The sequence below is a fragment of the Kribbella monticola genome, from assembly GCF_003261635.1.
Taxonomy (GTDB): domain Bacteria; phylum Actinomycetota; class Actinomycetes; order Propionibacteriales; family Kribbellaceae; genus Kribbella; species Kribbella monticola.
In genome coordinates, this window is sequence record NZ_QFXK01000033.1 from 171,154 (window position 1) to 197,052 (window position 25,899).

25 protein-coding genes are annotated in these 25,899 nt (G+C 68.0%); 13 read left to right on the plus strand and 12 right to left on the minus strand.

Features of this window, described 5'->3' with window-relative positions; genetic code table 11:
- Positions 1 to 275: 275 nt before the first annotated feature.
- Positions 276 to 1,841 carry a chromosomal replication initiator protein DnaA gene (gene dnaA, locus DIZ26_RS23450; RefSeq protein WP_112245452.1) on the minus strand — a complete coding sequence of 522 codons (1,566 nt, stop codon included), beginning with the start codon at positions 1,839 to 1,841 and terminating at the stop codon, positions 276 to 278.
- Positions 1,842 to 2,496: 655 nt separating this feature from the next.
- Here dnaA and rpmH point away from each other — a divergent pair.
- The 8 genes from rpmH (at position 2,497) to DIZ26_RS23490 (ending at position 8,971) form a co-directional block, all read left to right on the plus strand.
- Positions 2,497 to 2,634 carry a 50S ribosomal protein L34 gene (rpmH, locus tag DIZ26_RS23455; protein ID WP_077018336.1) on the plus strand — a complete coding sequence of 46 codons (138 nt, stop codon included), beginning with the start codon at positions 2,497 to 2,499 and terminating at the stop codon, positions 2,632 to 2,634.
- Between the two features lie 39 nt (positions 2,635 to 2,673).
- Positions 2,674 to 3,030: a ribonuclease P protein component gene (gene rnpA / locus DIZ26_RS23460; protein ID WP_112245021.1), complete on the plus strand. Its 357-nt coding sequence runs from the start codon at positions 2,674 to 2,676 to the stop codon at positions 3,028 to 3,030.
- On the plus strand, positions 3,027 to 3,335 hold the full coding sequence (yidD, locus tag DIZ26_RS23465) for a membrane protein insertion efficiency factor YidD (protein WP_112245023.1): 309 nt from the start codon (positions 3,027 to 3,029) through the stop codon (positions 3,333 to 3,335). Before rnpA ends, yidD begins: the two co-directional genes overlap by 4 nt.
- A complete protein-coding gene (gene yidC / locus DIZ26_RS23470; RefSeq protein WP_112245025.1) occupies positions 3,336 to 4,568 on the plus strand; it encodes a membrane protein insertase YidC in 1,233 nt (410 codons plus the stop codon).
- Between the two features lie 87 nt (positions 4,569 to 4,655).
- Positions 4,656 to 5,177 (plus strand): Jag family protein, encoded by a 522-nt coding sequence (locus DIZ26_RS23475; protein ID WP_439648991.1) that lies wholly within the window; start codon positions 4,656 to 4,658, stop codon positions 5,175 to 5,177.
- A gap of 52 nt (positions 5,178 to 5,229) precedes the next feature.
- A complete protein-coding gene (gene rsmG, locus DIZ26_RS23480; protein ID WP_112245027.1) occupies positions 5,230 to 5,865 on the plus strand; it encodes a 16S rRNA (guanine(527)-N(7))-methyltransferase RsmG in 636 nt (211 codons plus the stop codon).
- A 1,013-nt stretch (positions 5,866 to 6,878) separates the two neighbouring features.
- Positions 6,879 to 7,814 (plus strand): ParA family protein, encoded by a 936-nt coding sequence (locus DIZ26_RS37530; RefSeq protein ID WP_269815403.1) that lies wholly within the window; start codon positions 6,879 to 6,881, stop codon positions 7,812 to 7,814.
- Between the two features lie 206 nt (positions 7,815 to 8,020).
- Positions 8,021 to 8,971 (plus strand): ParB/RepB/Spo0J family partition protein, encoded by a 951-nt coding sequence (locus DIZ26_RS23490; RefSeq protein WP_112245029.1) that lies wholly within the window; start codon positions 8,021 to 8,023, stop codon positions 8,969 to 8,971.
- A gap of 2,237 nt (positions 8,972 to 11,208) precedes the next feature.
- Here the strand turns inward: DIZ26_RS23490 and DIZ26_RS23500 are convergent.
- The 4 genes from DIZ26_RS23500 to DIZ26_RS23515 all read right to left on the minus strand — a co-directional run bounded on the left by DIZ26_RS23500 (position 11,209) and on the right by DIZ26_RS23515 (position 15,150).
- Positions 11,209 to 11,577 carry a DUF3817 domain-containing protein gene (locus DIZ26_RS23500; RefSeq protein WP_112245033.1) on the minus strand — a complete coding sequence of 123 codons (369 nt, stop codon included), beginning with the start codon at positions 11,575 to 11,577 and terminating at the stop codon, positions 11,209 to 11,211.
- 260 nt (positions 11,578 to 11,837) lie between these two features.
- Positions 11,838 to 12,752, minus strand: a complete 915-nt coding sequence (locus tag DIZ26_RS23505) for an SURF1 family protein (protein ID WP_112245035.1) — start codon at positions 12,750 to 12,752, stop codon at positions 11,838 to 11,840.
- Positions 12,753 to 12,759: 7 nt separating this feature from the next.
- Positions 12,760 to 13,707, minus strand: a complete 948-nt coding sequence (locus tag DIZ26_RS23510; protein WP_112245037.1) for a D-alanine--D-alanine ligase family protein — start codon at positions 13,705 to 13,707, stop codon at positions 12,760 to 12,762.
- Positions 13,708 to 13,839: 132 nt separating this feature from the next.
- Positions 13,840 to 15,150, minus strand: a complete 1,311-nt coding sequence (locus DIZ26_RS23515) for an aminotransferase-like domain-containing protein (RefSeq protein ID WP_112245039.1) — start codon at positions 15,148 to 15,150, stop codon at positions 13,840 to 13,842.
- Between the two features lie 192 nt (positions 15,151 to 15,342).
- Between DIZ26_RS23515 and DIZ26_RS37960 the strand changes: the two genes are divergently transcribed.
- The 4 genes from DIZ26_RS37960 to DIZ26_RS23530 all read left to right on the plus strand — a co-directional run bounded on the left by DIZ26_RS37960 (position 15,343) and on the right by DIZ26_RS23530 (position 17,297).
- Complete coding sequence (locus DIZ26_RS37960) at positions 15,343 to 15,519, plus strand: hypothetical protein (protein ID WP_166678620.1); 177 nt, start codon at positions 15,343 to 15,345, stop codon at positions 15,517 to 15,519.
- Between the two features lie 16 nt (positions 15,520 to 15,535).
- Entirely contained in the window at positions 15,536 to 16,192 is a 657-nt protein-coding gene (locus DIZ26_RS23520) for a GNAT family N-acetyltransferase (protein WP_112245040.1), read from the plus strand.
- Between the two features lie 7 nt (positions 16,193 to 16,199).
- A complete protein-coding gene (locus tag DIZ26_RS23525) occupies positions 16,200 to 16,571 on the plus strand; it encodes a DUF2784 domain-containing protein (RefSeq protein ID WP_112245042.1) in 372 nt (123 codons plus the stop codon).
- A 105-nt stretch (positions 16,572 to 16,676) separates the two neighbouring features.
- Positions 16,677 to 17,297: a permease prefix domain 1-containing protein gene (locus DIZ26_RS23530; RefSeq protein ID WP_232828542.1), complete on the plus strand. Its 621-nt coding sequence runs from the start codon at positions 16,677 to 16,679 to the stop codon at positions 17,295 to 17,297.
- 10 nt (positions 17,298 to 17,307) lie between these two features.
- Here DIZ26_RS23530 and DIZ26_RS23535 read toward each other — a convergent pair whose 3' ends face one another.
- Positions 17,308 to 17,640: a PadR family transcriptional regulator gene (locus DIZ26_RS23535; RefSeq protein ID WP_112245045.1), complete on the minus strand. Its 333-nt coding sequence runs from the start codon at positions 17,638 to 17,640 to the stop codon at positions 17,308 to 17,310.
- An 87-nt stretch (positions 17,641 to 17,727) separates the two neighbouring features.
- On the opposite strand from DIZ26_RS23535, the gene DIZ26_RS23540 reads away from it, so the two are divergent.
- A complete protein-coding gene (locus DIZ26_RS23540) occupies positions 17,728 to 19,869 on the plus strand; it encodes an MMPL family transporter (RefSeq protein ID WP_112245047.1) in 2,142 nt (713 codons plus the stop codon).
- Here DIZ26_RS23540 and DIZ26_RS23545 read toward each other — a convergent pair.
- From DIZ26_RS23545 to DIZ26_RS23570, 6 genes are all read right to left on the minus strand, one after another.
- Positions 19,866 to 21,014: an N-acetylmuramoyl-L-alanine amidase gene (locus DIZ26_RS23545; protein ID WP_112245049.1), complete on the minus strand. Its 1,149-nt coding sequence runs from the start codon at positions 21,012 to 21,014 to the stop codon at positions 19,866 to 19,868. The two genes, DIZ26_RS23540 and DIZ26_RS23545, sit on opposite strands and share 4 nt — an antisense overlap.
- 71 nt (positions 21,015 to 21,085) lie before the next feature.
- A complete protein-coding gene (trxA, locus tag DIZ26_RS23550; RefSeq protein WP_369410828.1) occupies positions 21,086 to 21,403 on the minus strand; it encodes a thioredoxin in 318 nt (105 codons plus the stop codon).
- Between the two features lie 61 nt (positions 21,404 to 21,464).
- Positions 21,465 to 22,451 carry a thioredoxin-disulfide reductase gene (trxB, locus tag DIZ26_RS23555; protein WP_112245053.1) on the minus strand — a complete coding sequence of 329 codons (987 nt, stop codon included), beginning with the start codon at positions 22,449 to 22,451 and terminating at the stop codon, positions 21,465 to 21,467.
- Positions 22,452 to 22,570: 119 nt separating this feature from the next.
- A complete protein-coding gene (locus DIZ26_RS23560; protein ID WP_112245055.1) occupies positions 22,571 to 23,332 on the minus strand; it encodes an anti-sigma factor in 762 nt (253 codons plus the stop codon).
- Positions 23,333 to 23,435: 103 nt separating this feature from the next.
- On the minus strand, positions 23,436 to 24,191 hold the full coding sequence (gene sigM, locus DIZ26_RS23565) for an RNA polymerase sigma factor SigM (protein WP_232828543.1): 756 nt from the start codon (positions 24,189 to 24,191) through the stop codon (positions 23,436 to 23,438).
- Positions 24,188 to 25,855 (minus strand): protein kinase family protein, encoded by a 1,668-nt coding sequence (locus DIZ26_RS23570; RefSeq protein ID WP_112245057.1) that lies wholly within the window; start codon positions 25,853 to 25,855, stop codon positions 24,188 to 24,190. Before DIZ26_RS23570 ends, sigM begins: the two co-directional genes overlap by 4 nt.
- Positions 25,856 to 25,899 lie beyond the last annotated feature (44 nt).

Here is a 25,899-nt window from a genome sequence, read left to right on the forward strand (position 1 = left end):
TGTGGAAAAGCCGCGAGTTCGCAGGTCAGAGGCCGATAGTGGCTGGGGACGAGGTGTGGACGAACTCGGGCGGTTCTCGGGACGGCTGGTGACGACGGATTTGTTCCACACAGCGAATCCACAGGCGAGACGAGAGTGTCCACCGAGATACCCACAGTTATCCACAGGACTGTCCCCAGCCTGTGTGGTTGCTGTGACCGCGTCGTAGCGCTCGGCGTACACGCTCCCGGCCCCGTCTTCATTCCCGGGCCGGGCCTCGACGTCGGCCTGGTAAGTCATTGCTGTTTGGCCTGGTGCTTGATTCGGTTGGTCAGTTCGGTCACCTGGTTGAACACACTGCGGCGCTCGGACATCAGCTGCCGGATCTTCCGCTCGGCGTGCATCACGGTGGTGTGGTCGCGGCCGCCGAACTGCTGACCGATCTTCGGCAGGGACAGATCGGTGAGTTCACGGCACAGGTACATCGCGATCTGGCGGGCCGTCACCAGCACCCGGCTGCGGCTGGATCCGCAGAGGTCGTCGATCGACAAACCGAAGTACGAGGCGGTCTGGCCCATGATCATGCTGGCCGTCACCTCGGGCTTGCTGCCTTCGGGGATCAGATCCTTGAGCACGATCTCGGCGAGCGACAGGTCGACCGGCTGGCGGTTCAGGCTGGCGAACGCCGTGACCCGGATCAGCGCACCCTCGAGTTCCCGGATGTTCGTCTGCACCTTGCTCGCGATGAACTCCAGTACCTCGGGCGGCGCGGTCAGCCGTTCCGTCGCGGCCTTCTTGCGGAGGATCGCGATCCGGGTCTCGAGGTCGGGCGGCTGGATGTCGGTGATCAGGCCCCACTCGAACCGGTTCCGCAGCCGGTCCTCCAGCGCCTCCAGGCGTTTCGGCGCCCGGTCGGAGCTGATCACGATCTGCTTGTTCGCGTTGTGCAGCGTGTTGAAGGTGTGGAAGAACTCTTCCTGGGTCTGGATCTTGCCTTCGAGGAACTGGATGTCGTCGATCAGCAGTACGTCGACATCGCGGTACCGGCGCTGGAACTGGGCGGCCTTGTCGTCGCGGATCGCGTTGATGAAGTCGTTGGTGAACTCTTCGCTGGAGACGTACCGGACCCGCGCGCCCGTGTAGAGGCTGCGGACGTAGTGCCCGATCGCGTGCAGCAGGTGGGTTTTACCCAGTCCGGAGTCGCCGTAGATCAACTGCGGGTTGTACGCCTTGCCCGGCGCCTCGGCGACGGCGACGGCCGCGGCGTGCGCGAACCGGTTCGAACTGCCGATGACGAAGGTCTCGAACGTGTACTTCGGGTTGAGCCGCGCCTCGCCCTGCGCCTCGGACGCCGACTGGATCGGCGAACCGTTCGGCGGCGGCGCGACCGAGGTCGGCTGGCCGATCCGGTCCACCGGCGCGTGCTGAATCCCGTGCTGCTGGGCCGGCTGCATCGACTGGGTCGGCTGCATCGGCTGCATCGGCTGCATGGACTGGCCGGGCTGGAACACGGCCGGCTGCTGCAGCGACTGCCCCGGCGTCAACGCCCCCGACTGGATCGGCGCCGACTGAACGACCGGCGCCTGGACGACGGGTTGCGCCGGAGCGGGCTCGCGGAGCTCGGGATCCAGCGACGGGTCGACCGTGACGGCGATCCGGATGTCGCGGCCGAAGCTCTCGGTGAGGATGCGCTCCAGGTCGGGACGCAGCCGGGTCTCCAGCTGACCACGGGTGAAATCGTCCGGTACGGCGACGATCGCGGTGCTCTCGTGCAGCGTGACCGGCCGGGAATTCGTCAGCCAGGCTCGCTGGTTCGGTGGCAGGCCGGCCAGTACGCGGGTCCAGGCCTCGGTCAGATCCATCACTTCCGCCTTGCTTTCCGCATTGGCGGATTGGTCCTCGACCACGCGTTGCTCCCCGAATCCTTCGCTGCGGTGGCAGCGCCCGACCACTGCGCGACCTTTCGACCCGACCCCCTGCCCGTGCGGCCCGGGGGCCACCTCGTGCAGTTGCTGTTCTCCTCGGCCGGTTTCCTCATTGTCCACACCCTTGTCCACAGTTGTGAACGAAGCGCGGAGCTACTTGGTTACCGACCTCTGGCGAGGGGACCTCTGCTGTGAGGGGCCGACGCTAACAAGTCCGGCCATGGCCCTTCAAGCCGTCATCCACAGGCTATGGATGGCAAATTGGGGGCAACCTCCGGCGTGTCGGGTAGACGCCGGAGGGTGATCATGGTTCGCCTGTCGCCGTGGGTAGCGGTTTCCGTCGCTGTGTGACGGACCGCCGCCAGGGAGTGGACGACGTGATTCTTCCACAGGCCTGTGGAAAACTATGGGGACGGCTGGTTTGACCTGTCCACAGGCGGCCACGTACCGTGGATCGGTCGGTGTTGAACCGGCCGTTTCGTGCTGCGCTCCGTGGGAAGCCTTGGTTTCTCGAGCGGGTGAGCAGGACCTCGGACAGGTCTACCAGTGGATCTGTCTTTCATCTTGATCTCGAGTAACCGGAGTCATTCCAGTGAGCAAGCGGACGTTCCAGCCGAACAACCGTCGCCGGCACAAGAAGCACGGCTTCCGTCTTCGGATGCGTACCCGTGCGGGTCGCGCGATCCTCGCCTCCCGTCGCAGCAAGGGTCGTCAGCGCCTGGCGGCGTGAGCCGTCCGGCCGACACCCGCTGGTGACGGTGACCACCCCGTGTTGCCTTCGTCGCACCGGCTCCGCCGGTCCGACGACTTCCGTCGCGCCGTCCGATCCGGTCGGCGCGCTGGTCGGCGCGCGGTGGTGGTCCATCTGTTCTGCCCCTCCGGTCCACGACCGGCCGATGCCGAGCCTGCTCGCGTCGGATTCGTGGTGAACAAGGCGGTGGGAAACGCGGTTCTGCGGAACCGGGTCCAGCGCCGCCTGCGCGCTGTGATGGCGGCCCGCTTGACCGATTTGCCGGCCGGCAGTCTGACCGTAGTACGGGCCCTCCCGGCGACGGCCACTTCGTCGTACGACGAACTCGTGGCTGATGTCGACGGCGCCCTGCAACGTGTGCTGGGCGCGCGATGAAGCACTCGCCCGTTGCGTACGGGTTGATCGGCTTTCTGAAGGTGTACCGGAAGGTCGTCAGCCCGATGTACGGGCAGGTGTGCCGGTTCTACCCCAGTTGTTCTGCTTACGCCCTGGAAGCGGTCGAGCGCCACGGTGCGGTGCGCGGTAGCTGGCTGGCGGCGAGGAGACTCGCCCGCTGCCACCCGTGGAACCCCGGCGGCTACGACCCCGTTCCACCTAAAGATGTCGACCGCGGAGACCCGGTCTCCGCCAATCAGCCCGGACCGTCTGTGGACACCGGGCCAGCGCAGCGAGGTGCTTGAGTGACTCTTCTGGCCATCCCCGAACTCGCCTTGTGGGACGGGATCGTAAGCATTTTCAACGCCGTCATGACGCCGTTGTACTGGGCGGTGTCGGCGCTGCTGGTGGGATGGCACTGGCTGCTGTCACAGGTCTTCGACCCGAACAGCGGCTGGGCCTGGGCGCTGTCGATCGCCGGCCTGACCATCGTCATCCGGACGCTGCTGATCCCGCTCTTCGTGCGGCAGATCCGGTCCAGCCGGAACATGCAGTTGCTGCAGCCCAAGATGAAGGAGCTGCAGAAGAAGTACGGCCACGACCGGGAGAAGCTCGGTCAGGAAATGATGAAGCTGTACAAGGAGACGGGCACCAACCCGTTCTCCTCGTGCCTCCCGCTGCTGCTGCAGTCGCCGATCTTCCTCGCGCTGTTCCGCGTGCTCGACTACGCGGCCAAGGGTCAGGCCCACAGCGGCATCATGCTGCCGCACGTCAACTCGCTGCAGCACGCGAAGATCTTCGGTGCGGAGATCTCGCAGACGTTCCTGAAGGCCAGCGGTCCGGGTGAGACGAACGTCAAGATCGTCGCCATCGTCCTGATCCTGCTGATGACCGCGACGATGTTCACCACGCAGCTTCAGCTGATGCGCAAGAACATGCCGAAGGAGGCCCTCGAGGGCCAGGCGGCGCAGATGCAGAAGATCATGCTCTACGTCTTCCCGGTGTTCTTCCTGATCGGTGGCTTCAACTTCCCGATCGGTGTGCTGATCTACTGGTTCGTCTCGAACCTGTGGACGATGGGCCAGCAGTTCTACGTGATCCGCCGCAACCCGGCGCCCGGCACCCCGGCGTTCGACGCCATGCAGGCCCGCAAGCGCGAGCACAACCTGAAGGCCGGCCGCCCCGCGGATGCCGGCGAGGCGTCGACCGACACGATCACCGACACCCGTCCGGTCGTTCGCCAGCAACCGAAGCGTCAGTCCCGCAGCGACCGGCGTACCGGTGGTGCGGGCGCGTCCGCCGCGTCGACGGAGAGGCCGACGGACACCCCGGCGGCCGACCCGTCCAGCAACGGCCAGACCAAGCAGACGAACAACGGCCAGCAGCCGGCCAAGAAGGCCGCGGCGAAGCAGCCCGCGTCCGGTGCCAAGCGCCAGCCGGCCGCGAAGTCCCGCGCCGCACGGCAGGCCGCCCAGAAGAAGGCCGCGCAGAAGAAGCCCGGTGGTGGATCGCCGGCCGCCCGCAAGACCGACAGCTGATCGGTCGGGGCCGGAACCCCTGAGTTTCCTCTGCTTTGTACGACCTGGGTCCCCGTGGGGCGGATCTCGAACTGTGAAGGAGTGGCCGTGAGCGACGGCATGCAGGACAACGAGGCGACCGAGAAGTCTGCCCCGACGGCGAACGATCACCTGAAGGCACTCGAGGCCGAGAGCGACATCGCGGCCGACTACCTGGAAGAACTGCTGGACATCGCCGATCTCGACGGCGATATCGACATGGACATCGACGGCGACCGTGCCGCGGTGTCGATCGTCGGCGCCGACCTGAGTAACCTGGTCGGCGAGAACGGCAAGGTGCTGGAGGCGCTGCAGGAGCTCACCCGGCTCGCGGTGTACCGGGAGACCGGCGAGCGGTCGCGGCTGATGCTCGACGTCTCGAACTACCGGGCGAACCGGAAGGCCGAGCTGGAAGAGGTCGGTCGCAAGGCGGTCGAGGAGGTCAAGGCCACCGGTACGTCGGTGCGACTGGACCCGATGACTCCGTTCGAGCGCAAGGTCGTGCACGACGTCGTCGCCGCGGCCGGTCTGACCAGCGAGTCCGAGGGCGAGGAGCCGCGCCGCCGGGTCGTCGTACAGCCCGCGCAATGATCGCTGCGTACTGCTCGTGACGGATCGCGTTTCACGTGAAACCCCGCCGCTCGTGGACAAGCTGTTTCCACGAGCGGCGGATCGGCTTGCGGCCTATGCCGAGTTGCTCGCGACCGAAGGGACGCTGCGCGGCCTGATCGGTCCGCGCGAGGTGCCGCGGCTCTGGGAGCGGCATCTGCTGAACTGCGCCTTGCTCGAACGCCTGATCCCAGAGGGTTCGACCGTCGCCGACATCGGTACGGGAGCGGGTCTGCCCGGCATCGTGCTGGCCATCGTGCGGCCGGATCTCGAGGTGGCGCTCGTCGAGCCGTTGCTCCGGCGTATCACCTTCTTGGAGGAGGCGGTCGAGCAACTCGGCTGCGACAACGCCGAGGTCGTCCGCGCCCGAGCAGAAGAGCTACCTACGGCCTCGTACGACGTGGTTGCTTCGCGGGCCGTTGCTCCGCTCGGGAAGCTGGCCGGCTGGTGTCTGCCGTTGTGTGTCGAGGGCGGTCTGATGCTGGCGATGAAAGGCGCGTCGGCGGAGGAGGAACTGGCCGCCTCGGAGCGGGAGCTGGAAGCTCTCGGAGCCGAGGTTTGGCATGTTCACCAACTCGGTGTGGATGAACTGGCCCAGCCGACGACAGTCGTGAGTATTGTGGCCGGACGTGCTGCGCGGGGATCCCAGCACAGAAGACGCGGGAGGTGAGCGGGTTCGTGAGTCGCGCCCTCGGATGGCCTGACAAGAGCACCGGGGAACCCCGGACCACACAGGGGATCGGCTGGCCCTCGCCTGGCCCGGCAACAGTCCGCCTGGTGACGCCGGACCCGGAGATACTCCCCGACACCGAGCCGGATCCGTCCGACTCCACTTCGCCCCAATCGGCCGATTCTGCCGAGACTGCATCTAGCTCGTCGGCTGAGACGCAGGAGAGCATCGCCGACCACTCGGCCGGTTTTGTAGAGGCTGCGCCTGGCTCGACAGCCGAGACTCGGGAGAACGCCGGCATCCAATCTCCCGGTCCTGCAGAGGCTGGGCCGGGCTCACTGTCCGAGACTCCGGAGAGCGCCGGCACCCGATCTCCTGGTCCTGCAGAGGCTGGGCCGGGCTCGCTGGCCGAGACTCCGGAGAGCATCGGCGGGCAGCCGGCCGGTCCTGTAGAAACTGCGTCTAGCCCAGCTGCCTTGCCGGACGATAGCCACGCCAGCCAATCGGCCCCGGCGTCGATCAGCGCCTTCACCGGCGGCTCGGTTGCTCCAAGCTCAACCGCGGTGATTGATGCGGACGCCGGTCCTGAAGCGGTGGGCGGCTCAGACGCCGGCCTCGGACCTGATGCTGCGGCCGTCGCTCCGAAGCCGCCCGCTGCTCCTGCGCCGGCGAGTGGCGACTCCAACTCTTCTGCCTTCTCGGACCTGTCTGCCGCGCCCTCACCCCTCCAGGCAGCAGCTTCTCTTGGTCTTGGCAGCGACCCCGTCGAGTCCACGACGACACCTGTTTCACGTGAAACAGGTACCGACGTTTCACGTGGAACAGCGCTACCCGCAGCCACGGAAGAGGAGTTCCCGGAATCCCCACCGCCTGTGGATGACTACCCCCTGAACCCCCCTTCTCACGCGGGAATTCGTCCACAGAGGCCTGTGGATGAACCTGGGGGCAAACCCACCCCGACCCCAACGGACATCCTCTTCGGGCCGAGTCCCGCACCTATTGGAATGGGCGCCATGACTGCCGCACAGATCGCCGCGCGGGCCACCTCGGACGAGCTTCAGCGACGCCTTCTCGAAACTCCGATCGCCGCCGCCACCGAACGGACCCTGCTCGTGAACGAAGGACGCACCATGGGCCGCGAGTTCCCGCTGCCTGCCGAAACCCGGGTCTTTGTCGTCGCCAACCAGAAGGGCGGCGTCGGTAAGACCACGACCACGGTCAACGTCGCAGCCGGTCTTGCTCTGTACGGTGCGCGGATCCTGGTGATCGACCTCGACCCCCAGGGCAACGCGTCGACGGCTCTCGGCATCGAGCACTCGGAGGGAACGCCAGGTGTCTACGAGGCCGTCATCGAAGGCGAGCCGCTGAGCAAACTCCTCGTCCCGTGCGCGGAACACCCCGGCATCATGGTCGTCCCGGCGACGATCGACCTGGCCGGCGCGGAGATCGAACTCGTCAGCATCGTGGCTCGCGAGAGCCGGCTGAAGAGGGCGCTGGACGCGCACCTGGCAGAGACCGAGGCCGCGGGCGAGAAGTACGACTACGTCTTCATCGACTGCCCGCCGTCCCTCGGCCTCCTCACGGTCAACGCGCTGACAGCCGCGCGTGAGGTCCTGGTCCCGATCCAGAGCGAGTACTACGCACTCGAGGGTCTGTCCCAGCTCCTCCGCCACATCGACATGGTCAAGTCGCACCTCAACCCGACCCTGGATGTCTCCACCATCCTGCTGACCATGTACGACGCCCGCACGAAGCTGGCCGGCGAGGTGGCAGCCGAAGTCCGCGGCCACTTCCAGGACGCAGTACTGCGGACCGCCGTGCCGCGCTCGGTCCGGATCTCCGAAGCACCCAGCCACGGGCAGACCGTGCTGGCGTACGACCCGGCCTCCGCCGGCGCGCTCTCGTACCTCGAAGCGAGCCGCGAGATCGCCATGCGCAACAACGCCTGAGTTCTTCGGTACGACCTCCACTCGCGGACCGAACTTCGGCCCGGTTGCGGTGGGGTGAGCAGGGAGCGGCTGGGACGACCGGTTACCGTGGCGCAGATGCGGCGCTGCGGGAGCAGATCGCGGCGGCGTTGAGAAGTGACTAGGTGCGGGGGCGGCATGACTAAGTTGTGGTCAGTTCAGGGCAGTCGAATTTCAAGGGAGCGTCGATGAACACCCGACTCGGACGTGGGCTCGGTGCGCTGATCCCCAGCACGGCCACTCCCGGCACCACCACGGCCTTGGGCAGCAAGTCCAGCTCGATCCCCGGTGCGCCGCCGGCCAAGCCGGAGCCCGAGCTCGCGGCGGTACCGGGCGCGGAGTTCGCCGAGATCGACGTCGACAAGATCTCGCCGAACCCCAAGCAGCCGCGGAGCGTCTTCGACGAGGACGCGATGGCGGAGCTGGTCCACTCGGTGAAAGAGATCGGGCTGCTGCAGCCGATCGTGGTTCGCCGGCTCGAGGACGACAAGTACGAACTGGTCATGGGGGAGCGCCGCTGGCGAGCGACCCAGCTGGCCGGCCTGGCGTCGATCCCGGCCATCGTCCGGGACACCTCCGACGACGTAATGCTCCGCGACGCGTTGCTGGAGAACCTGCACCGCAGCCAGCTCAACCCGCTGGAAGAAGCGGCGGCCTACCAGCAGATGCTCGACGACTTCGGCTGCACCCAGGAAGTCCTCGCCACCCGCATCGGCCGCTCGCGCCCCCAGATCTCCAACACCCTGCGCCTCCTGAAGCTCCCCTCCGGCGTCCAACGCCGTGTGGCTGCTGGTGTCCTCTCAGCCGGCCACGCGCGCGCACTCCTCGGCCTTCCGAGCGGAGACGCAATCGAGCGCCTGGCCCAACGCATCGTCGCCGAAGGCCTCTCGGTCCGCACGGTCGAAGAGATCGTCGCCATGGGCGACATGTCAGCCGATGACCCGATCCCGCCGCGCCGCCGCAACAAGCCGGTCGCCCCTCGCCTGGTGGACCTGGCCGACCGCCTCTCGGACCGCTTCGAAACCCGCGTCAAGGTAGACCTCGGCAAGACCAAGGGCCGCATCACCGTCGAATTCGCCTCTATCGACGACCTGGAACGAATCGTCACCCTCATGGACCCCAACAAGCCCACCCCCTGACACGACCACTCGCCCCACACGCGCCCTCCCGCCGCTGGCCGGAGGGCGCCCCCATTTCCACGCCGCCGCCTGGATACCGCCAAGTCGACAAACCGACGCCGCCGAGCCGCCGAAATAGTTCTGTGAGCGCCCTCCTAAGCGAACTAGCGATGCCGACGCCAGGCCGCCCAAAGACAAGACACCCCTGAACACCACCACGAACCGCCCTTCCAACCCCTGCGACCAGCAACTCCCACCGTCCCAAAGCACCCGGCCGCCCGCCCCTGCCGGACACATCAGTGCCCCCTCTAGCCGGATGTACCAGTGACCGCTCTAGCCGGACGCACCAGTGACCTTCTACTGGGAACACCGTCAGCGCTGCCGGATCTGAGCGCCACCGGCCGCCGAGGAATCGTGACCTAGTCGACGAGTGCCCGCCGGTCCGCGACAAAGCCTTACCGATCCACACCAATGCTCGCTGTCGCCTCCTTCAACGCCGTGCGAGGTGCCCTCGGCATCGCATGGAGGGTCGGCGCGACTCCTCGCCAGTACTCAGCGATACGGTCCCGATCGCCGCGGTACTCCGTGCATCGCGCGGTCAACTCGTACGTTGCAACCGTCTCAACGCCGATCCGAGTCGCGGTCAGCTGTAGACGGGTCTCGGACGGCTGGCGATCGTAAAAGCAGATTGCGTCGCCCGAGCGGGACGACGTACGGCCAGGACGGCGAAACATCGAGGCGGCCAGAGACGGACCCAGCTGGCCGGTTTCACGTGAAACCGCCCGAGCATGACGGTTCAAGCGCCCGCCGGCCAGGCAGCGGGGTGAGCTGCCTAGATCGGCGACCACGATTGACAATCAACTCGAGGCGGCTGAGATCGTGTGCTCAGACTGCGTCGGCCGAGACCGCACATCTCAGTCATCCTCTATCGCCTGGCCACCGGTACGAGCAGGCCAACTCCTGGCTGTGGATCGACGAGCCTTCCTTCGCCGGAGCCGAAGCGAGCAGGAGCACGTTGTACCGTCGGCTTCGGTCCGCAAGCCGCACCCGAGTCTGTGGATCGGCGGTGGCGGGCCGAAACGTCACGCTGAAACTGGTGGCGAGTACGGCGACGCGGCCGTCATCGCCTCCCACTGCTCGACCGAGTCACTGAACCCCGCCAGACCGTTTGAAGCCAGCAGGGATTGTCATCCGGAGTGCGGCCGATCATCCGGGAGGAGCGACCGCGCGGTGCCAGCACCACCCTCAGCCTCAGCCCGGTGCGAGTATGTGCGTCGAAGGACCGCGACTCGTGGCCGCATCGCACATCACCTCACCTCAGCTCTGCTCAGCCAGCGCGCAACGGACTCGAAGCCCGAGATCCGGGGCCCGAAATCCGTCGCCGAAGCGCGGCGCTCGAAGCCCGTCGTTCGACGGTCGTCGCTGAAAGTCCGGAGGCCGAAGCGCGGCGCTCGAAGCCTGTCGCTCGAAGGTCGTCGCTGGAAGCCCAGAGGCCGGAGCCCGACGCTCTTCGCCGGAAGCCCGGAAGCCCGGAAGCCTGGATGCCTGGAAGCGCGGATGCGCGGATGCTTGGATGCGCGGATGTCCGGAAGCGGGGATGTCCGGAAGCGGGGATGTCCGGAAGCCCGAAAGCGCAGATGCCCCGAAGCGCGGATGTCCGGAAGCGCGGATGCCCGGATGCCCGGGAGCCCTGACTCCCGGAGCCTGGAGCTCGTCGCTCGAAGCTCCGTCCCGAAACCCCATGCTCGCAGCTCGTCGGCCGAAGCTCGTCGCGAGTCCAATGGCCGGCGTTCGTATCGCGCATCTGCCGTCGGTTGCCGCGATGGTGGCGATGCCCGATGCCTATCGCTCGTTCGTTGCCGCGTGCCGCGTGCCGCGTGCCGCGTGCCGCGTGCCGCGTGCCGCGTGCCGCGTGCGCTCGTGACTCCTCGTGGAGTCCTGGCATGCGGCAGTCGCTCCCACCCACAACGGTTCCGCCGCTCCAGCGCGAACTGCTGCTGGTGAAGGTCAAGGCCGTCAACGCGAGCAGCAGCGCCTGGATGAGGTCGCTGATGACCTCCTTGCAGTCACCCACGCCATCACTCGACAGGTGGCTTCGGTCTCAGGTTGCGCTGTGTCTTCGCGGGCGGGCATCTGGCCTCTGACGGGCCCGCGTGCGGCTGCGGAACTAACGCGGGGATTTGTCGACATAGCTACTTGGAGATGAATCGGCCGATGTTTCATGTGAAACATCGGCCGGGGGAGGAGCGGGGGTTGGGTCAGGAAGGGGTTAGTTCGTGGGTGGTTTTGCGTTCGGCGTAGAAGGAGAGGAAGGGGATGGTTCCGGCCAGGGCTACCAGGACGAGGCGGGGGAGGCTCCAGCGGACTCGGCGGGCGAGGTCGAAGGAGGCGAGGAGGTAGATCACGTACAGGAAGCCGTGGAGGGGGCCGACTACGTTCATGGCGGACGGATTGTCGCCTAGGTACTTCAGGGGCATGGCTACGAAGAGCAGGACCAGGAGCATGACGCCGACGATGTAGGCGATCACCCGGTAGCGGGTCAGAGCGCTGCGGGTGGCCGGCGAGATGGCGGGCGTGGTGGTGCTCGGAGTACCGGCTTGGCTGGCGGGGTCTGCGGGGGAGGTCACCTTGAAACGGTACCGCTTGAAGATCGCGGGTCCCGGGCCGGTGGGGGGAGGTGCGGTGGGCGGCTGGGTGCGCGACTAACTGCGAGTGGGCCCGGCGTTCCGAAGAGTCCCACCGTGCGCGTCTCACGCTCCACCAGCGAACCAACTGGCGATTCGGACATCGGCCTCCTCGAGGGCGAGCGTGCAGGAGGGTCAGGCCTGGGTGCAGAAAGGCTAGGCCTGGGTGGGGGTGCGGGAGGCTAGGCCTGGATGCGGGAGGGTTAGACCTCGGCCGGGTTGGTTTGGGTGTCGCGGAGCATTCGGGTGTACATCCAGAGGGTGAAGGCGGCGAAGATCCACCATTGGAAGGCGTAGGCGACGTTGCGGAGGCCGGCGTGGTCCGTGGGTGGGGCGGGGGGTGCGACGATCGCGGGGGTGTTTGGCGCGGGGGCGGGGGTGGCGGCGGACATGACGACGAAGGCGTCGTAGATGCGGTAGTCGACCAGGTGGACGATGGTCGGGATCCGGAGGGACTGGAGGACGCGGCCCTCGGTGTCGTCGCCGGAGGCGTCCTGGGCTTCGGAGGCGACGATCGCGCCGACCAGTTGGACGTGGCCGGTCGGTGGCTTGGTGGCCGGGTCGGTGACGGCGGGGACCCAGCCGCGGACGACCATGACCGCACCCGACGCGGTGCTGCCGGAGCCCGAACCATCGCCCGACGTCGAACCATCGCTGGACGTTGGGCTATTGCCGGACGTTGGGCTATCACCGGAGGTCGGAGTATCGCCGGACGTTGAACCGTTGCCGGAGGTGTCCAGGAGGAGTGGAGTGACGACCCAGAAGCCGTCGCGGTCGCCCAGGCGGCGGTCCGAGATGTAGAGCTGGTCGGCGGCAGGTCCCCAGGTGCCAGAGACCGTGACTCGGCGACCGACCGCCTTGGAGGGAAGGCCGGCGTCGATGGTGAAGAGGGACTGCAAAGGAACCGGAGCAGCCGTGGCGCGCTCGGCTGTCTTCGCTGCTGTCTTCGAGCGATAGACGTCAAGCTGCCACACACCGAGAACCGACATCACCGCCGCGATCGCCACAGCGAGAGCGAGCAGACCCAGCCACCGCGGCGTGAGGAGCGTCTTCCACAGCGACCGGGTGGGCTCCGCCGGAACAGCAGCCTCGGGTTCGGTGGTCGGTGCGACAGGCATTAGTACCTCAACGTGCTGCGGCGGCGGCCAACAGATCGCGGCACAGTACGCCGAGCTCGATGCCGGCCGCCTCGGCGGCCAGTGGAACCAGCGAGGTCTCCGTCATCCCCGGTGCCACATTGACCTCCAGGAACCACGGCACACCCTCGGCGTCCACCACGAGATCCGACCGCGACAGATCCCGCAGCCCGAGCGCCCGGTGGGCCGTAATGGCCGCATCCGCACAAGCGGCGGCGACAGCAGGCCCAAGCCGTGCCGGGACGATGAACTGCGTTGCACCCGCCGTGTAGCGAGCCTCGTAGTCGTAGAACCCCGAGTCAGGCTGAATCTCGACAGCAGGCAGCGGCCGCGGACCGTCACCAGTGTCGACCACGGTCACCGCAACCTCGGTCCCCACGATGTACCGCTCGATCAAAGCAACCGGTCCATAGGCGTAGCTGTTCACCATCGCCGACGGCAGATCCTCCACAGCACGAACGATCGAGGCACCCAAAGCCGAACCACCACGGGCCGGCTTCACCACCAAAGGAAGACCGATCTGCTGGACGACGGCCTCCATCAACGCCGCCGCACCGAGCTCGCGGAACGTGTCGTGACCGAGCACGATCGAAGGCGGTGTGTGCAGACCGGCCGAACCGACCATGGTGCTCGCGACCGGTTTGTCGAAGGCCGTCCGGCAAGCAGCGGCATCGGCGCCGACGTACGGAACGCCGTACAGGTCGAGGACCTGGCGGAGGGCGCCGTCCTCGCCGGTGACGCCGTGCAGGACGGGAAAGACCGCGTTGGGGGGATCGTTGCGCAGCCGGTCGACGAGGCTCGCGTCGACGTCGCGTTGCTCGACCTCCACACCGACGCTGCGCAGTGCTTCCGCCACGCGTCGGCCGGAGCGCAGCGAAACGTCGCGTTCGTGCGACAGCCCACCGGCAAGTACCAGCACTCGACCCAGATCACTCATAGAACTTTCCCGATCACTCGTGGGCGACTCCGGCGGGGCGCCGGTCCCGAGGCCCATTCGAACGGTACCGCTACCTGTCGGTGGACCGCGGAGCCGCCCGAAGATCCATGCGCAACCTTTGCGCGCACGGCATCAGCTCAGCTCCGGTCCCGGAGCGTCGTAGTCGTGCCCGTGGCCGGCCGGCAACGGACCGAAGGTCTGCCGGAGCTCGAGCTCCTCGTTGATCACCGCGGACAGCCGGGCGACCCCTTCGGTGATCCGTTCGGGCGTCGGGTGACAGTAGGAAAGCCGCATGCACTGCGAGCCGAAACCGTCCGCAAAGAAGGCGGTTCCAGGCACATAGGCGACCCGCGCCGTGACTGCCCGCGGCAGCATCGCCTTCGCGTCGAGGCCGTCCGGCAGCGTGAGCCACACGTAGAACCCACCACCAGGCTTGGTCCAGGTCGTTGCCGCAGGCATCTTGTCGGTCAGCGCCGCGAGCATCGCGTCGCGGCGTTCGCGGTACATCTCCCGGAACTGCTTCACCTGTCCCATCCAGTCGTGCCGGGACAAGTAGGACGAGATCGCCAGCTGGCTGAAGACGGGCGGGCACAGCGTCGCCGACTCCTGCGCCAGCACGAGTTTCTCCCGTACGGCGTGCGGCGCCGCCACCCAGCCGACCCGGAAACCGGGCGCGAACGTCTTCGAGAACGAACCGAGGTAGATGACACCTTCCCGGTCGTCGGCCCGGAGCGCCCGCATCGGGTCGCCGTCGAACCCGAGCAGCCCGTACGGGTTGTCCTCCAGCACCAGCAGATCCGCCTTCTGGCAGATCTCCAGCACCTTCTGGCGCCGCTCGGCCGACAGTGAGATACCGGCCGGGTTGTGGAAGTTCGGGATCGTGTAGAAGAACTTGATCTTCTTGCCGGCCGCCCGCACCGCCGAGATCGCCTGCTCCAGCGCCTCCGGCTGGATCCCGTCGTCGTCCATCGCGACGTGCACGACCTCGCACTGGTACGCGCGGAACACGCCGAGCGCCCCGACGTACGACGGAGCTTCGCAGATCACCACGTCGCCCGGGTCGCAGAACACCCGGGTGACCAGGTCCACCGCCTGCTGACTGCCGACGGTGATGACCACGTCGTCGGGGTGGGCGTCGATGCCCTCGATCCGCATCACGTCGCAGATCTGCTCGCGCAACCCAGGATCCCCTTGGCCCGAGCCGTACTGCATCGCGGTCGCGCCGTGGTCGATCACCAGGTCGCGGACCGCGCTGCCGACCACGTCGAGCGGCAGACCGGCGATGTTCGGCATCCCGCCGGCCAGTGAGACGACCTCGGGACGGCTCGCGACCGAGAACAGCGCCCGGATCTCCGATGCGGTCATGCCCTTGGTCCGTGCTGCGTACCGGTCGACGTAATTGTCGAGACGGGTCTGCCGGACGTCGGGCAGGTCAGCACTCACGGTGGCGCTCCAAGGCGGACTCGAGGGGAAGGTCCAGGTTACGCCGAAGTAGCCACCCGCTGTCGCGGGCCCGGGCTGCCGATCGGCGCGACCTCTCACTACCATGCCTTATAGGGGAAAGTTCGGCCATGTCACCGACTGGTGGCTGAGACGGCCGTCCAGGACCCTGCACACCTGGAAGGCAGGATCAGGATGAGCGTGGGCAAGACGTTCGGCTGGACCCTCGGCGGGCTGCTTCTCGGCGTCGCGGCCGGGTTCGCCGGTGAGCTGTTCCGGCGCCAGCCGGCCGACAAGGTGCAGCAGCGCTATGTCGCCCCCGAGGCGGCCGAGACACCCGACGCCAGGACTCCGGCCCCGGCTGCGCGATGACGGCCTGGACGTCCTGATGGCCCGACGGCTGGAACCGCTGACGCTCGCCAATCTCGGCGACCTGCCGACGTCCTGCCGTGCCTGCGTCTTCTGGGAGCTGGACCCGGTCGCCGCCCGTCAGGCCGGCCGCGCGGGTGACACCGAGCTGGAGAAGGAAGCCTGGTTGTCGCAGTTGCTGCTCGACTGGGGTCAGTCCGGAGTCGTCCTGTACGTCGACGACGAGCCCGCCGGGTACGCCGTCTACGCACCGGCCGCGTATCTGCCGAGGATCCAGGCGTTCCCGACCGCCCCGGTCAGCCCCGACGCCATCGTGCTGGCGACCGGGCGCATCCAGCCGCGGTACCTCGGGATGGGACTCGGCAAGGTCCTGGTCCAGGCGGTCGCCAAGGATGTGCTCAAGCGCGGTTTCCGCGCCCTCGAGGCGTTCGGCGACTCCCGCTGGGACGGCCCGAGCTGCGTCTGGCCGACCGATTTCCTGCGCGCGGTGGGCTTCGGCGTCGTCCGCGATCATCCGCGCAATCCCCGGCTCCGGCTCGATCTCCGGTCCACGGTGACGTGGCGGAGCGAGACGGCGGCCGTGGTCGAGCGGCTGATCGGTGCGATCAGGCCCGAGCATTCGCCGCCCGCGCCGGTGACCGTGCGCGACGGTCTCAGCCGCGAGCCGCTGAAGTAGGCGCCTCATGGTGTACCGCTTCCTCGCTGAGCTGGTGATGGTGGTGCACGGCGCGCTGCTGATCTTCTTCCTGGTCGGCGGTTTCCTCGCCTGGCGGTGGCGGCGACTGATCTGGTTCCACCTGGGCATCGGCCTGTGGAATCTCAGCATCGTGATCCTCGACTTCGGCTGCCCGGTGACCGCACTGGAGAAGGAACTCCGCCGCCGCGGCGGTGAGCAGCCGTACGCCGGTGGCTTCATCCAGCACTACGTGGAGGGCACGATCTACCCGGCCGGCTACACCTGGGTCGCGGAGAAGGTCGGATTCGCCCTGGTAGTGATCTCGTACGCCGGATTCTTCGTACTCCGTCGTCGCCGGCGGACCCGGGTGCCCGTCTGAGTCAGGGACACCTCAGTGGAGACCCCGACGTGTTCCACCCGGCGCGGCCGCATACTGGTAACCGTGCCCGCAACAGAGACAAGCCGAGCTCCAGTTGAGACCTACTTGGCCGAACTGAGCCGGGCCCTGACCGGACCGCGGCGTCGCCGCGCCGACCTGATGGCCGAGGCGCGGGACAGCTTGGAGGACGCCACCGAGGCCTTCGAGGCCGGCGGGCTCAGCCGCTGGGAGGCCGAGCAGCACGCGGTCGCCGACTTCGGTGAGCTCGACGAGGTGGTGCCCGGCTACCGCGCCGAACTCGGAATCGCGCAAGGACGGCGTACGGCGCTGGCGTTGTGTCTGGTGATGCTGGTGCAGCCGATCATCTGGAAAGAAGGCGTCTGGGCCTGGAATCGCGATTCCGGCTCGCCGACCGCCTACACCGCGTTCCTCAACGACCTCGTGATGGTGGTCGGGATGCTGACGATCGCGGGGAGCGTGCTGGCCTTGCTCGCCTCGGGGATCGGGCTGCGCTATCCGGCTGTCCGTGAGCGCGCGACCAGGGCGATCGCCGTCTTCGCGCTCCTCAGCGGCGGCGCGGTCAGCGTGGTCGCAATCGCTTTGTCGACATCGAGCGCCTTGGCCGAACGCTCCGGTCCGGACGGCATAGCGGTCGTCCTCGCTTTCGTGCTGTTCCCACTCCTGCTCGTGGGCCGTTCTGCTCGCCGTTGCCTGCGCCTGGCCTGAGCCGGCAGCGTCAGCTGGAAGCGCCGCGAGGCCGTAGTACGCCTTCTACTACCGCGCGGAAGGCGTCCCACTCGGACTTGCCGGTGGCGAGCATCTTCTGTCCGGCCGACGTGAGCTGATACGTACGCCGTTTGCGCCCGCCGACCGTGCTCCACTCGCTGGCCAGATAGCCGGCTCGCTCGAGCCGGCGCAGCGCCGGATAGAGCGTGCCCGTCGGAAGATCGAGCGCGCCTCCGCTGCGCTCCAGCAGGGCCTCCATGATCGCGTAGCCGTGCAGGGGCTCGTGCTCGACCACGGCCAGGATCATCGGGTCGAGGTGCCCTCGGAGCGCGTCCGCCTTCACGTAGCCAGTCTACTCATACACCTGCTAACGTCGAGGTACTACATGTAGACGGGCTACATGTAGCTGGACAAACCTCAGGGGGCTCCGATGAGCGTGCAAACCACCAGTCAGCGACCGGCGCAAAGCCAGCCGCCGCCGGGCGGACTGCTGCACCGGGTCTCCGGCTGGGCGATGCGCCGAGCCGGCCTGGCGGTCTTCCTCTGGGTGCTCGCCCTGGTCGCTGTCACCGTCGCGTCCACTCTGGTCGGCAGCGCCTATCGCAACGACAACTCACTCCCGGGCACCGATTCCCAGAAGGTCATCGACACCTTCCGCGAACACCAGCCGCACGGCTCGACCGACTCGATCCAGATCGTCCTGTACGACGCCGGCGGCCTGGCTCCCCACCGTGCCAAGATCGAACCGATGCTGGCCGAGGTCGGGAGACTCCAGCACGTCGCGGCCGTAGCAAACCCCTTCACCAGCGGCGGATCCATCTCCCAGGACGGTCGTACGGCGTACGCGACTGTCTCGCTGGACGTCGCGGCCACCGCCATGCCGACCGCTGATGCGCGGGCGATCATCGACAAGGCCCAGGAGATCTCGAAGGACGGGCTGCAGGTCGAGCTCGGCGGCGACGTGGTCCGTAGCGCTCAGGAGAGCAGCGGCGGCGCATCCGAAGGCGTGGGAATCCTTGCAGCGTTGGTGATTCTCGTCTTCCTCTTCGGCTCGCTGCTTGCCGCGAGCCTGCCACTGCTGACCGCGATCTTCGCTGTCGGAAGCACACTCGGCCTCTTGGTGCTGGCCTCTCACCTGTTCAAAGTGCCCTCGTACACCGCGCCGGTGATGATGCTTGTCGGCCTGGGCGTCGGCATCGACTACGCCTTGCTGATCTTCTCGCGCTACCGAAGCGAACTGCTCGCCGGCGCGGACCGTCTCGATGCTGGCCGGAAGGCGCTCGACACGGCAGGGCGCTCGGTGATGTTCGCCGGCTGCACGGTCGTCATCGCGCTGCTCGGCCTGCTCGCGCTCGGACTTGGTTCTCTGCAAGGGGTTGCGGTCGGTGTGACGCTAACCGTCCTGATGACGATGCTGGCGGCGGTGAGTTTGTTGCCGGCATTGCTGACGCTCTTCGGCAAGCGCATCGAGCGGAGCGTTCGCAAGCACGCGGCGAAGGCGCGCCGCAACCCCGGCGACGGCTGGCGGAAGTTGGCGACGCTCGTACAGCGCCGCCCGTGGGTTCCGCTCATCCTCGGAACCGTCGCATTGGTGGCACTCTGCCTGCCCGCTCTCGACCTGCGGCTCGGCTTCGCCGACTCCGGCACCGACGCTCCGGCGAAGACCAGCCGGAAGGCGTACGACCTGCTGGCCAAGGGATTCGGGCCTGGCTTCAACGGGCCGCTGATCGTCGTGTCGAAGGGCGATGAGGCCGCCGCGAACGCGCTCGGCCGGACGCTGGCCGCCGATCCCGGCATTGCCGCGATCGCCCCGCCGCAGCTGATGGCCGACGGCAAGGTCGCCACAGTGATGGCGTTTCCCAAGTCCGCTCCGCAGGACAAGGCGACCAGCGATCTCGTCGAACGACTCCGGGACAAGACCTTGCCCGCATTGGAGACGCAGACCAACGCGACGTACCTGGTCGGGGGAGCGACCGCCGCCGCGGACGACTTCGCCGGCGCGGTGAGCCAGCGGCTACCGATCTTCGTCCTGGTGGTGGTCGGGCTCTCGGCTCTTCTGCTGATGGCCGTGTTCCGGTCCGTGTTGATCCCGTTGAAGGCGGCTCTGCTCAACCTGCTCAGCATCGGCGCCTCGCTCGGCGTGATCACGCTGGTCTTCCAGCAGGGCTGGTTCGGTGCGCAGCCGGGTCCGATCGAGGCGTTCGTCCCGGTGATGATCTTCGCGATCGTGTTCGGGCTCTCGATGGACTACGAGGTGTTCCTGGTCTCCCGCATCCACGAGGAGTGGCGGCGTACGGGCGACGCGCAGAACGCAGTACGGGAAGGGCTTGCGCATACCGGCAGCGTGATCACCGCGGCGGCCGCGATCATGATCGTCGTCTTCGGGGCGTTCCTGCTCAGCCCCGACCGGATGCTGAAGCAGTTCGGTCTGGGCCTCGCGGTCGCCGTCCTGCTTGACGCGCTGCTGATCCGCTGTGTGATCGTTCCGGCCGTACTACGGTTGCTCGGCGACCGCGCGTGGTGGCTACCCCGCAGCCTGCACCGCGTCGTACCGAAGATCGCGCTCGACTAGACGGTGAGTTGGCCGAGGCGGAGCATGCCGGTCGCGGCGTCCTGCTCCGGCGGGAGGTACACCCGCTGGATCGCGACCACGATCGCTTCGGCCACCACGTCCCGGAAGTCCGGATCCGCCAGCCGCGAGGCGTCGTGCGGGTTCGTCACGTAACCGATCTCGAGGCGGACGGCCGGCATCTTGGTCCGGCGGAGCAGGTCCCAGGTCTTCGCGTGGGTGCGGCAGTTCAGCAGGTCGGTGCGGGCGACGACCTCGCGCTGCACCAGGCCGGCGAACTGCTCGCCCACGCTGGACGAGGCGCCGTGCAGATCGGCGCCGTAGTAGTACGTCGCGACGCCCTGGGCCGCCGGGTTCATCGAACCGTCGGTGTGCAGGGAGACGCACAGATTCGCGTCCGTCTCGTTGGCGAACGCGGCCCGAGCGAGCTCGTCCGGCCCCTGATCCCGGCCCCGGGACAGATAAGCCCGTACGCCGGTCGCGCCGAGGCGACCCTCGATCCGCGCGGCCAGGTCGTAGGCAACGTCGGATTCACGCAGCCCGTTTCCTTCCCAGCCGTAGTCGAAGCCACCGTGGCCGGGGTCGATCACCACGGTCTTGCCGGACAGTCGCGGGCCGGCGGCGCGCACCGCTTCGGACGCGCGCAACGCGTCGGGCCGGCCGCCAGTCGCCATCGGCCGGATCCGCTGCAGGGCTTTGAAAGTCGAGGGGCCGCACGTGCCGTCAGAAGGCAGGCCCATGTTGCGCTGGAACTCGGTCACCGCGCGCTGGGTGTCCGGTCCGAAGATGCCGTCCACCCGGGCGACGGCGAAGCCCAGCTCCTGCAGTTTCGCCTGCAGGGTGGCCACGTCGTCCCCGGTGAGCGGATGCGACGGGACGTACGTCAGCAGCCGGTCGCCCAGCCGCCAACGGGCGTCGTCGATCGCGCGATACGTCTGCGGACCGACGATCCCGTCGATCATCAGGCCGCGAGCCTGCTGGAACCCGCGGACAGCCTGCGCGGTTGCCTCGTCGTACACGTGGTGATCGCCGGGCTCCAGCAGGCCCAGCCGCTGCAGTTTGCCGATGATCTCGGCGACAGCGTCACCGCTGTCGCCGATCCGGTAGATCCTGGCGCCGTGCGGGCCATCCAACGAGTTCCCGGCCATCAATGCTCCTTGCTGCTACTACCGTGCGGCGGAAAGTGGCCGTGTCGCCGGGCCACTCGAGCTGTACTGCGTCAGCCGGTGAAGGCAGCCAGTTCCTTCAGCAGCGCGGCCTTCGGCTTCGCTCCGACGATGGACTTGGCCAGCTCACCGTTGACGTAGACATTGATGGTAGGGATACCGGTGACGCGGTAGTTGCTCGGGGTGACCGGGTTCTCGTCCACGTTCATCTTCAGGAAGGTGAGCTTGTCGCTGTGCTCGCCGGCCAGCTCCTCCAGGATCGGGGAGACCTGACGGCACGGGCCACACCACTCGGCCCAGAAGTCCACCAGTACGGGCTTGTCGCTCTTCAGCACCGTGCTGTCGAACTCGGCGTCGGTCACGGCGTTCATCTTCTCGCCCACGGCGATCTCCTTCGGTTTGCTGCTCGAGATGGTGTCGGTGGTTCTTGGGTCAGACGCCGGCGGGCACGGTGGCCGCTGCGGCCGCCGAGCTCTCGGCGTGTTCCAGCGTCGCCAGGAAGCGCTCGGCGTCCAGTGCGGCCGAACAGCCCGTTCCGGCGGCCGTGATGGCCTGGCGGTAGGTGTGGTCGACCAGGTCGCCGGCGGCGAAGACGCCGGGCAGGTTGGTGTTCGTGGAACCGCTCTGGACCAGGACATAGCCCTCGTCGTCCAGGTGGACCTGGCCCTTGACCAGCTCCGAGCGCGGGTCGTGACCGATCGCGATGAACAGGCCGGTGACCGGCAGTTCGCGGGTCTCACCGGTGACGGTGTCGCGCAGGGTGATCCCGGTCAGCTTGTCCTCGCCCTGGATCGAGGCAACCTCGGAGTTCCAGGCGAACTCGATCTTGTCGTTGGCGAAGGCGCGCTCGGCCATGATCTTGGAGGCGCGCAGCTCGTCGCGACGGTGCACGATGGTCACCTTGTCCGCGAACCGGGTCAGGAAGGTCGCCTCCTCGATCGCGGTGTCGCCACCGCCGACGACGGCGATCTCGTGCTGGCGGAAGAAGAAGCCGTCACACGTCGCACACCAGGACACACCGTGGCCGGACAGCCGCTCCTCGTCGGGCAGGCCCAGCTTGCGGTAGCCCGAGCCCATCGCCAGGATCACGGTCTTGGCCCGGTGCACGCCACCGGCCGAGTCGGTGACGGACTTGATCTCGCCGGTCAGGTCGACCTCGACGATGTCGTCGGCGACCAGTTCGGCGCCGAAGTGCTCGGCCTGGGTGCGCATCTCGTCCATCAGCGCCGGGCCCATGATGCCCTCGGAGAAACCGGGGTAGTTCTCCACCTCGGTCGTGGTCATCAGGGCGCCACCAGCGGTGACCGAGCCCTCGAAGACCAGCGGGGCCAGTTGCGCGCGGGCCGCGTACACCGCGGCTGTGTATCCGGCCGGGCCGGAGCCGATGATGATGACGTTGCGGACGCCTGCGTCGCTCATGAAGTGGGTTCCTCGGTTGTCGTCGAGTGGTACGTCGTACTCAACGGATCCTAGAGGCCGACCATTCCCACCGTACCCATCCCAGGCCGCCCGCATGCCGCAGGCTCACGGCACCCGGCTCAGCGGTTGCGCAGCGTCACCGTCGTGTCGTAGAACGGGCTGGCGACGCCACCCGAGCCACTACAACCGGTGACCACGAAGATCTCGATGTCGCGCGCCGTGGCGCCTTGCAGGCCGATCATCGTGGCGCGCTTGCCGTCCACCGTCGCCGGCTGCACCAGCCGAAGCTGCGTGTTCGGCCGGCTGGAGGCGAAGCTCTTCGCGCAGCCGATCTCGTCGGCGCTGCCGTGCAGCACCGGGCTGTTGGCCTTCTCGAGCCAGCGCTGGGTCTGGGGGCCCACCTGGTCGGTCGTCAGCGTCGGTACGGCGTCCGGCAGCGGGCTGGTGTTGATCCCGGCGGCACCCTCGTTGCTCCGGTCCATCGTGCTGATCATCACGCCGGCTCCGGCGGCCGCGATCGCGAGCACGGCCGCAGCGGCCAGCAGGAGCTTGGGCAGATGACGACGCGGCTCCTCGCGGAGCTGGGCCAGCGAGTGCACGCCGACCGTCGACGCACGGAGTACGGACTCGGAGACGATGACGGCGTCCAGGTGCTCGGCGACGTCGAGGGGGATCGGGATGTCGGCGCGACCCTCGTCAGCCAGGTCCTCGGTCAGCTGCACCAATGCGTCGTACGTCTGCTGGCAGTCGGGACAGGCCTTCACATGCTCACGAGCGCGATGGGCCTCGGGCGCGGGCAGCAGGTTCTCGATCAGGTCGGCGATCGTGTCCGTGGACAGATGCTCGAGGTGCTCACTGGTGGGCAGACCGGATTCGGTCATCGGGAACTCGCCCCCTCGTGGGAGGTGCGCAAAGTGGTCATCGCTGAAATGCTCCGGGATCGCGGGTCATGGGTGGGCGACCCCCCTTCGACGGCGGTCCCGCTCATTCGGTTCCCACCGAATCCGCGCTCGTCCGCGCCGGTTCCGCAGCCTTGTCCTTCGCCGAATCAGCCACCGGTACTTCGGGGCTGCCGCCGCGGGTCGTCTGCCAGTGCCGCAGCAACGGCAGCAGCTTGGCCCGGCCGCGGGCACACCGGCTCTTCACCGTGCCCGGCGCGCAACCCAGGATGGCGGCCGCCTCCTCGATCGAGTAGCCCTCCATGTCGACCAGTACCAGAGCGCTGCGCTGGTCGGTGTTGATCTGCTTGAGCGCGTGCAGGACGTCGAGCCGGCGCTCGCGGACCTCGGCCGGATCGTCCTCGGCAGGCCCGGCCAGCTCGGCCGCGCGATCCTCGTCCTCCGGTAGCGGGTCGGCCTGGCGCACCTGGCGGCGGCGGATCCGGTCCAGACAGGCGTTCACCACGATCCGGTGCAGCCAGGTGGTCACCTTCGCGTCGCCGCGGAACGAGTCGGCACGCCGGAACGCGGAGATGAACGCCTCCTGCAGCGCGTCCGCGGCCTCTTCGGGCTCGCCCAGGGTACGGATCGCAACCGCCCACATCCGGTCCCGGTGCCGCTTGACCAGATAACCGAAGGAGTCCGGATTGCCGGCCACGTGCAGCCGGAGCAGCTCGTGGTCGTCCATCGACTCGTACGGCGGGCGCGGCGCGACCGGGTGCTCCGGGGAGCCGCTCACCGGACCGATCCGCGGGATCTCCGACCGCGGGGGCGGGGTGGGGTCCGCATCAAGAGAGGTCATTTCTGGACGACGACCTCCGCGATCTCGCCCTGGTAGTCGCCGCCGACCTTGGGCAGGCTGGTCAGCCAGACCAGTACGAACCGCGTCTGGGTCGGCGCGGCGGGCTTGAGCACGGCGGATTCTCCGGCGTCCTTGAGTTTGGCGACCGACTTCCAGCCGTCGACCTTGTCCGGCGCCGTGGTGGCGCCGGAGTCCGCCGGAACCATCAGCTGGAGGCTGGTCGGGTCGCCGACCAGGGTGACCGTCACCTGCGACACGTTGGTCGGCTGGCCGAGGTCGTACCAGATCCCGACGCCCTTCTTCTGGCCGCCCAGATCCGGCCGCTTGAAGTAGGACTGGGTGGTCCAGCTGGTGTCGGTCTTACCGTCGTAGGTCTTCTTGACGTCTTCGGAGTGCTCGACACCGTTGCCGTCCGGCGGTGGGTCGAAGTCCTTGGCCGCGACGATGGTGGCCTTGGTGTTCGTCACCGGCGGCGGTCCGCTGGTGGTGGGCGTGTTCTTGCCGCCGTTGCCGCCGTTGCCCTGGTCGTTGTTGATCGCGCCCTTGACCAGGAACTGGGCGATCCCGACCACCGACAAGAGGGCGAGGATCGCGAGCAGGATCAGGATCCGGCCGCCCCAGCTGCCGCGGGGCTTCGGCTCGTCCTGCGGCGGCTTGCGGCGGCCGTGACCGTTCTGGTTCGGCGGCGGCGCCTGCCGGCGTACCGGGCGGGTTTCTGCCGCGGTCGCGTACGCCGGTTGCGCCTGGGTCTGGCCGTTGCCGAGCTGGTAGTCGGGCGTGGGGGTCGGGTCCAGCGCGGGCGGTGCGTACGTCGGCGGGACGATCTGGGTCGCGTCGTCGACGCTGCCGTTCTGTCGCGCGACCGCGACGGTCTCGTCCATCTGACTCGGCGGCTCGTGCGAACTGCCGACCACGCCCGACAGAGCGGCGGACAGGCCCGCGGCGCTCGTGATCGGCGCCGAGTGGTGCCGGGGCGGGTCGCCGAGCAGCCGGTCGGCGATGTCGTCCAGCGAGCGCGGGACGCCGGCGCGAACCTGGCGGGGGCTGAGCAGACGACCGTGTTCGATTGGTGCGGGCTGGAGTCCCCAGGCCGGGGCCGGGCCGGGCCACCTACCGGTGAGAGAGGCGTAGAGGAGTTCGCCGAGCGCGCGGACGTCCTGCTCCGGCGTACCGGGGCCGGCTGAGCGCAGGGCCGCTTCGGTGGCGAGACCGACGACCTTGATCGCACCCGCGTCGGTCACGACGACCGTGGCCGGGCTGATCGAGCCGTGGGCGTGTCCGGTGCGATGCAGGTTCTCCAGTGCCTCGGAGACCTCGCGGGCGAGCCAGCCGGCTTGCTGACCGGTCAGTGGGCCCGCGCTGAGCATCCGCTCCAGCGGGCGGCCACCGGCCCACTCGCGAACGCAGTACGTGACGCCCTCGTGCATGTCGCAGTCCAGCACCCGGAGGAATCTCGGGTCGGCCGCGGCCGCTGCCCGGCGGGCAGCCTCGAAGAGCAGGTTCGTCCGGGGATCGCCGACCGGAAGGACGTCCACCACGACAGCGCGGCTGAGCACCTCGTCCACAGCGCGCCAGACCCGGGCGCCGTCGATCTCGGCGAGCAGCTCGGCGATCCGGTAGCGCCCGGCGAGCAGAGCACCCGGACTGACTGTCTGGTTCGACACAGGGTCTCTCGCCCTCCTCGATGGCACTGGTCAGATCGCAGCCC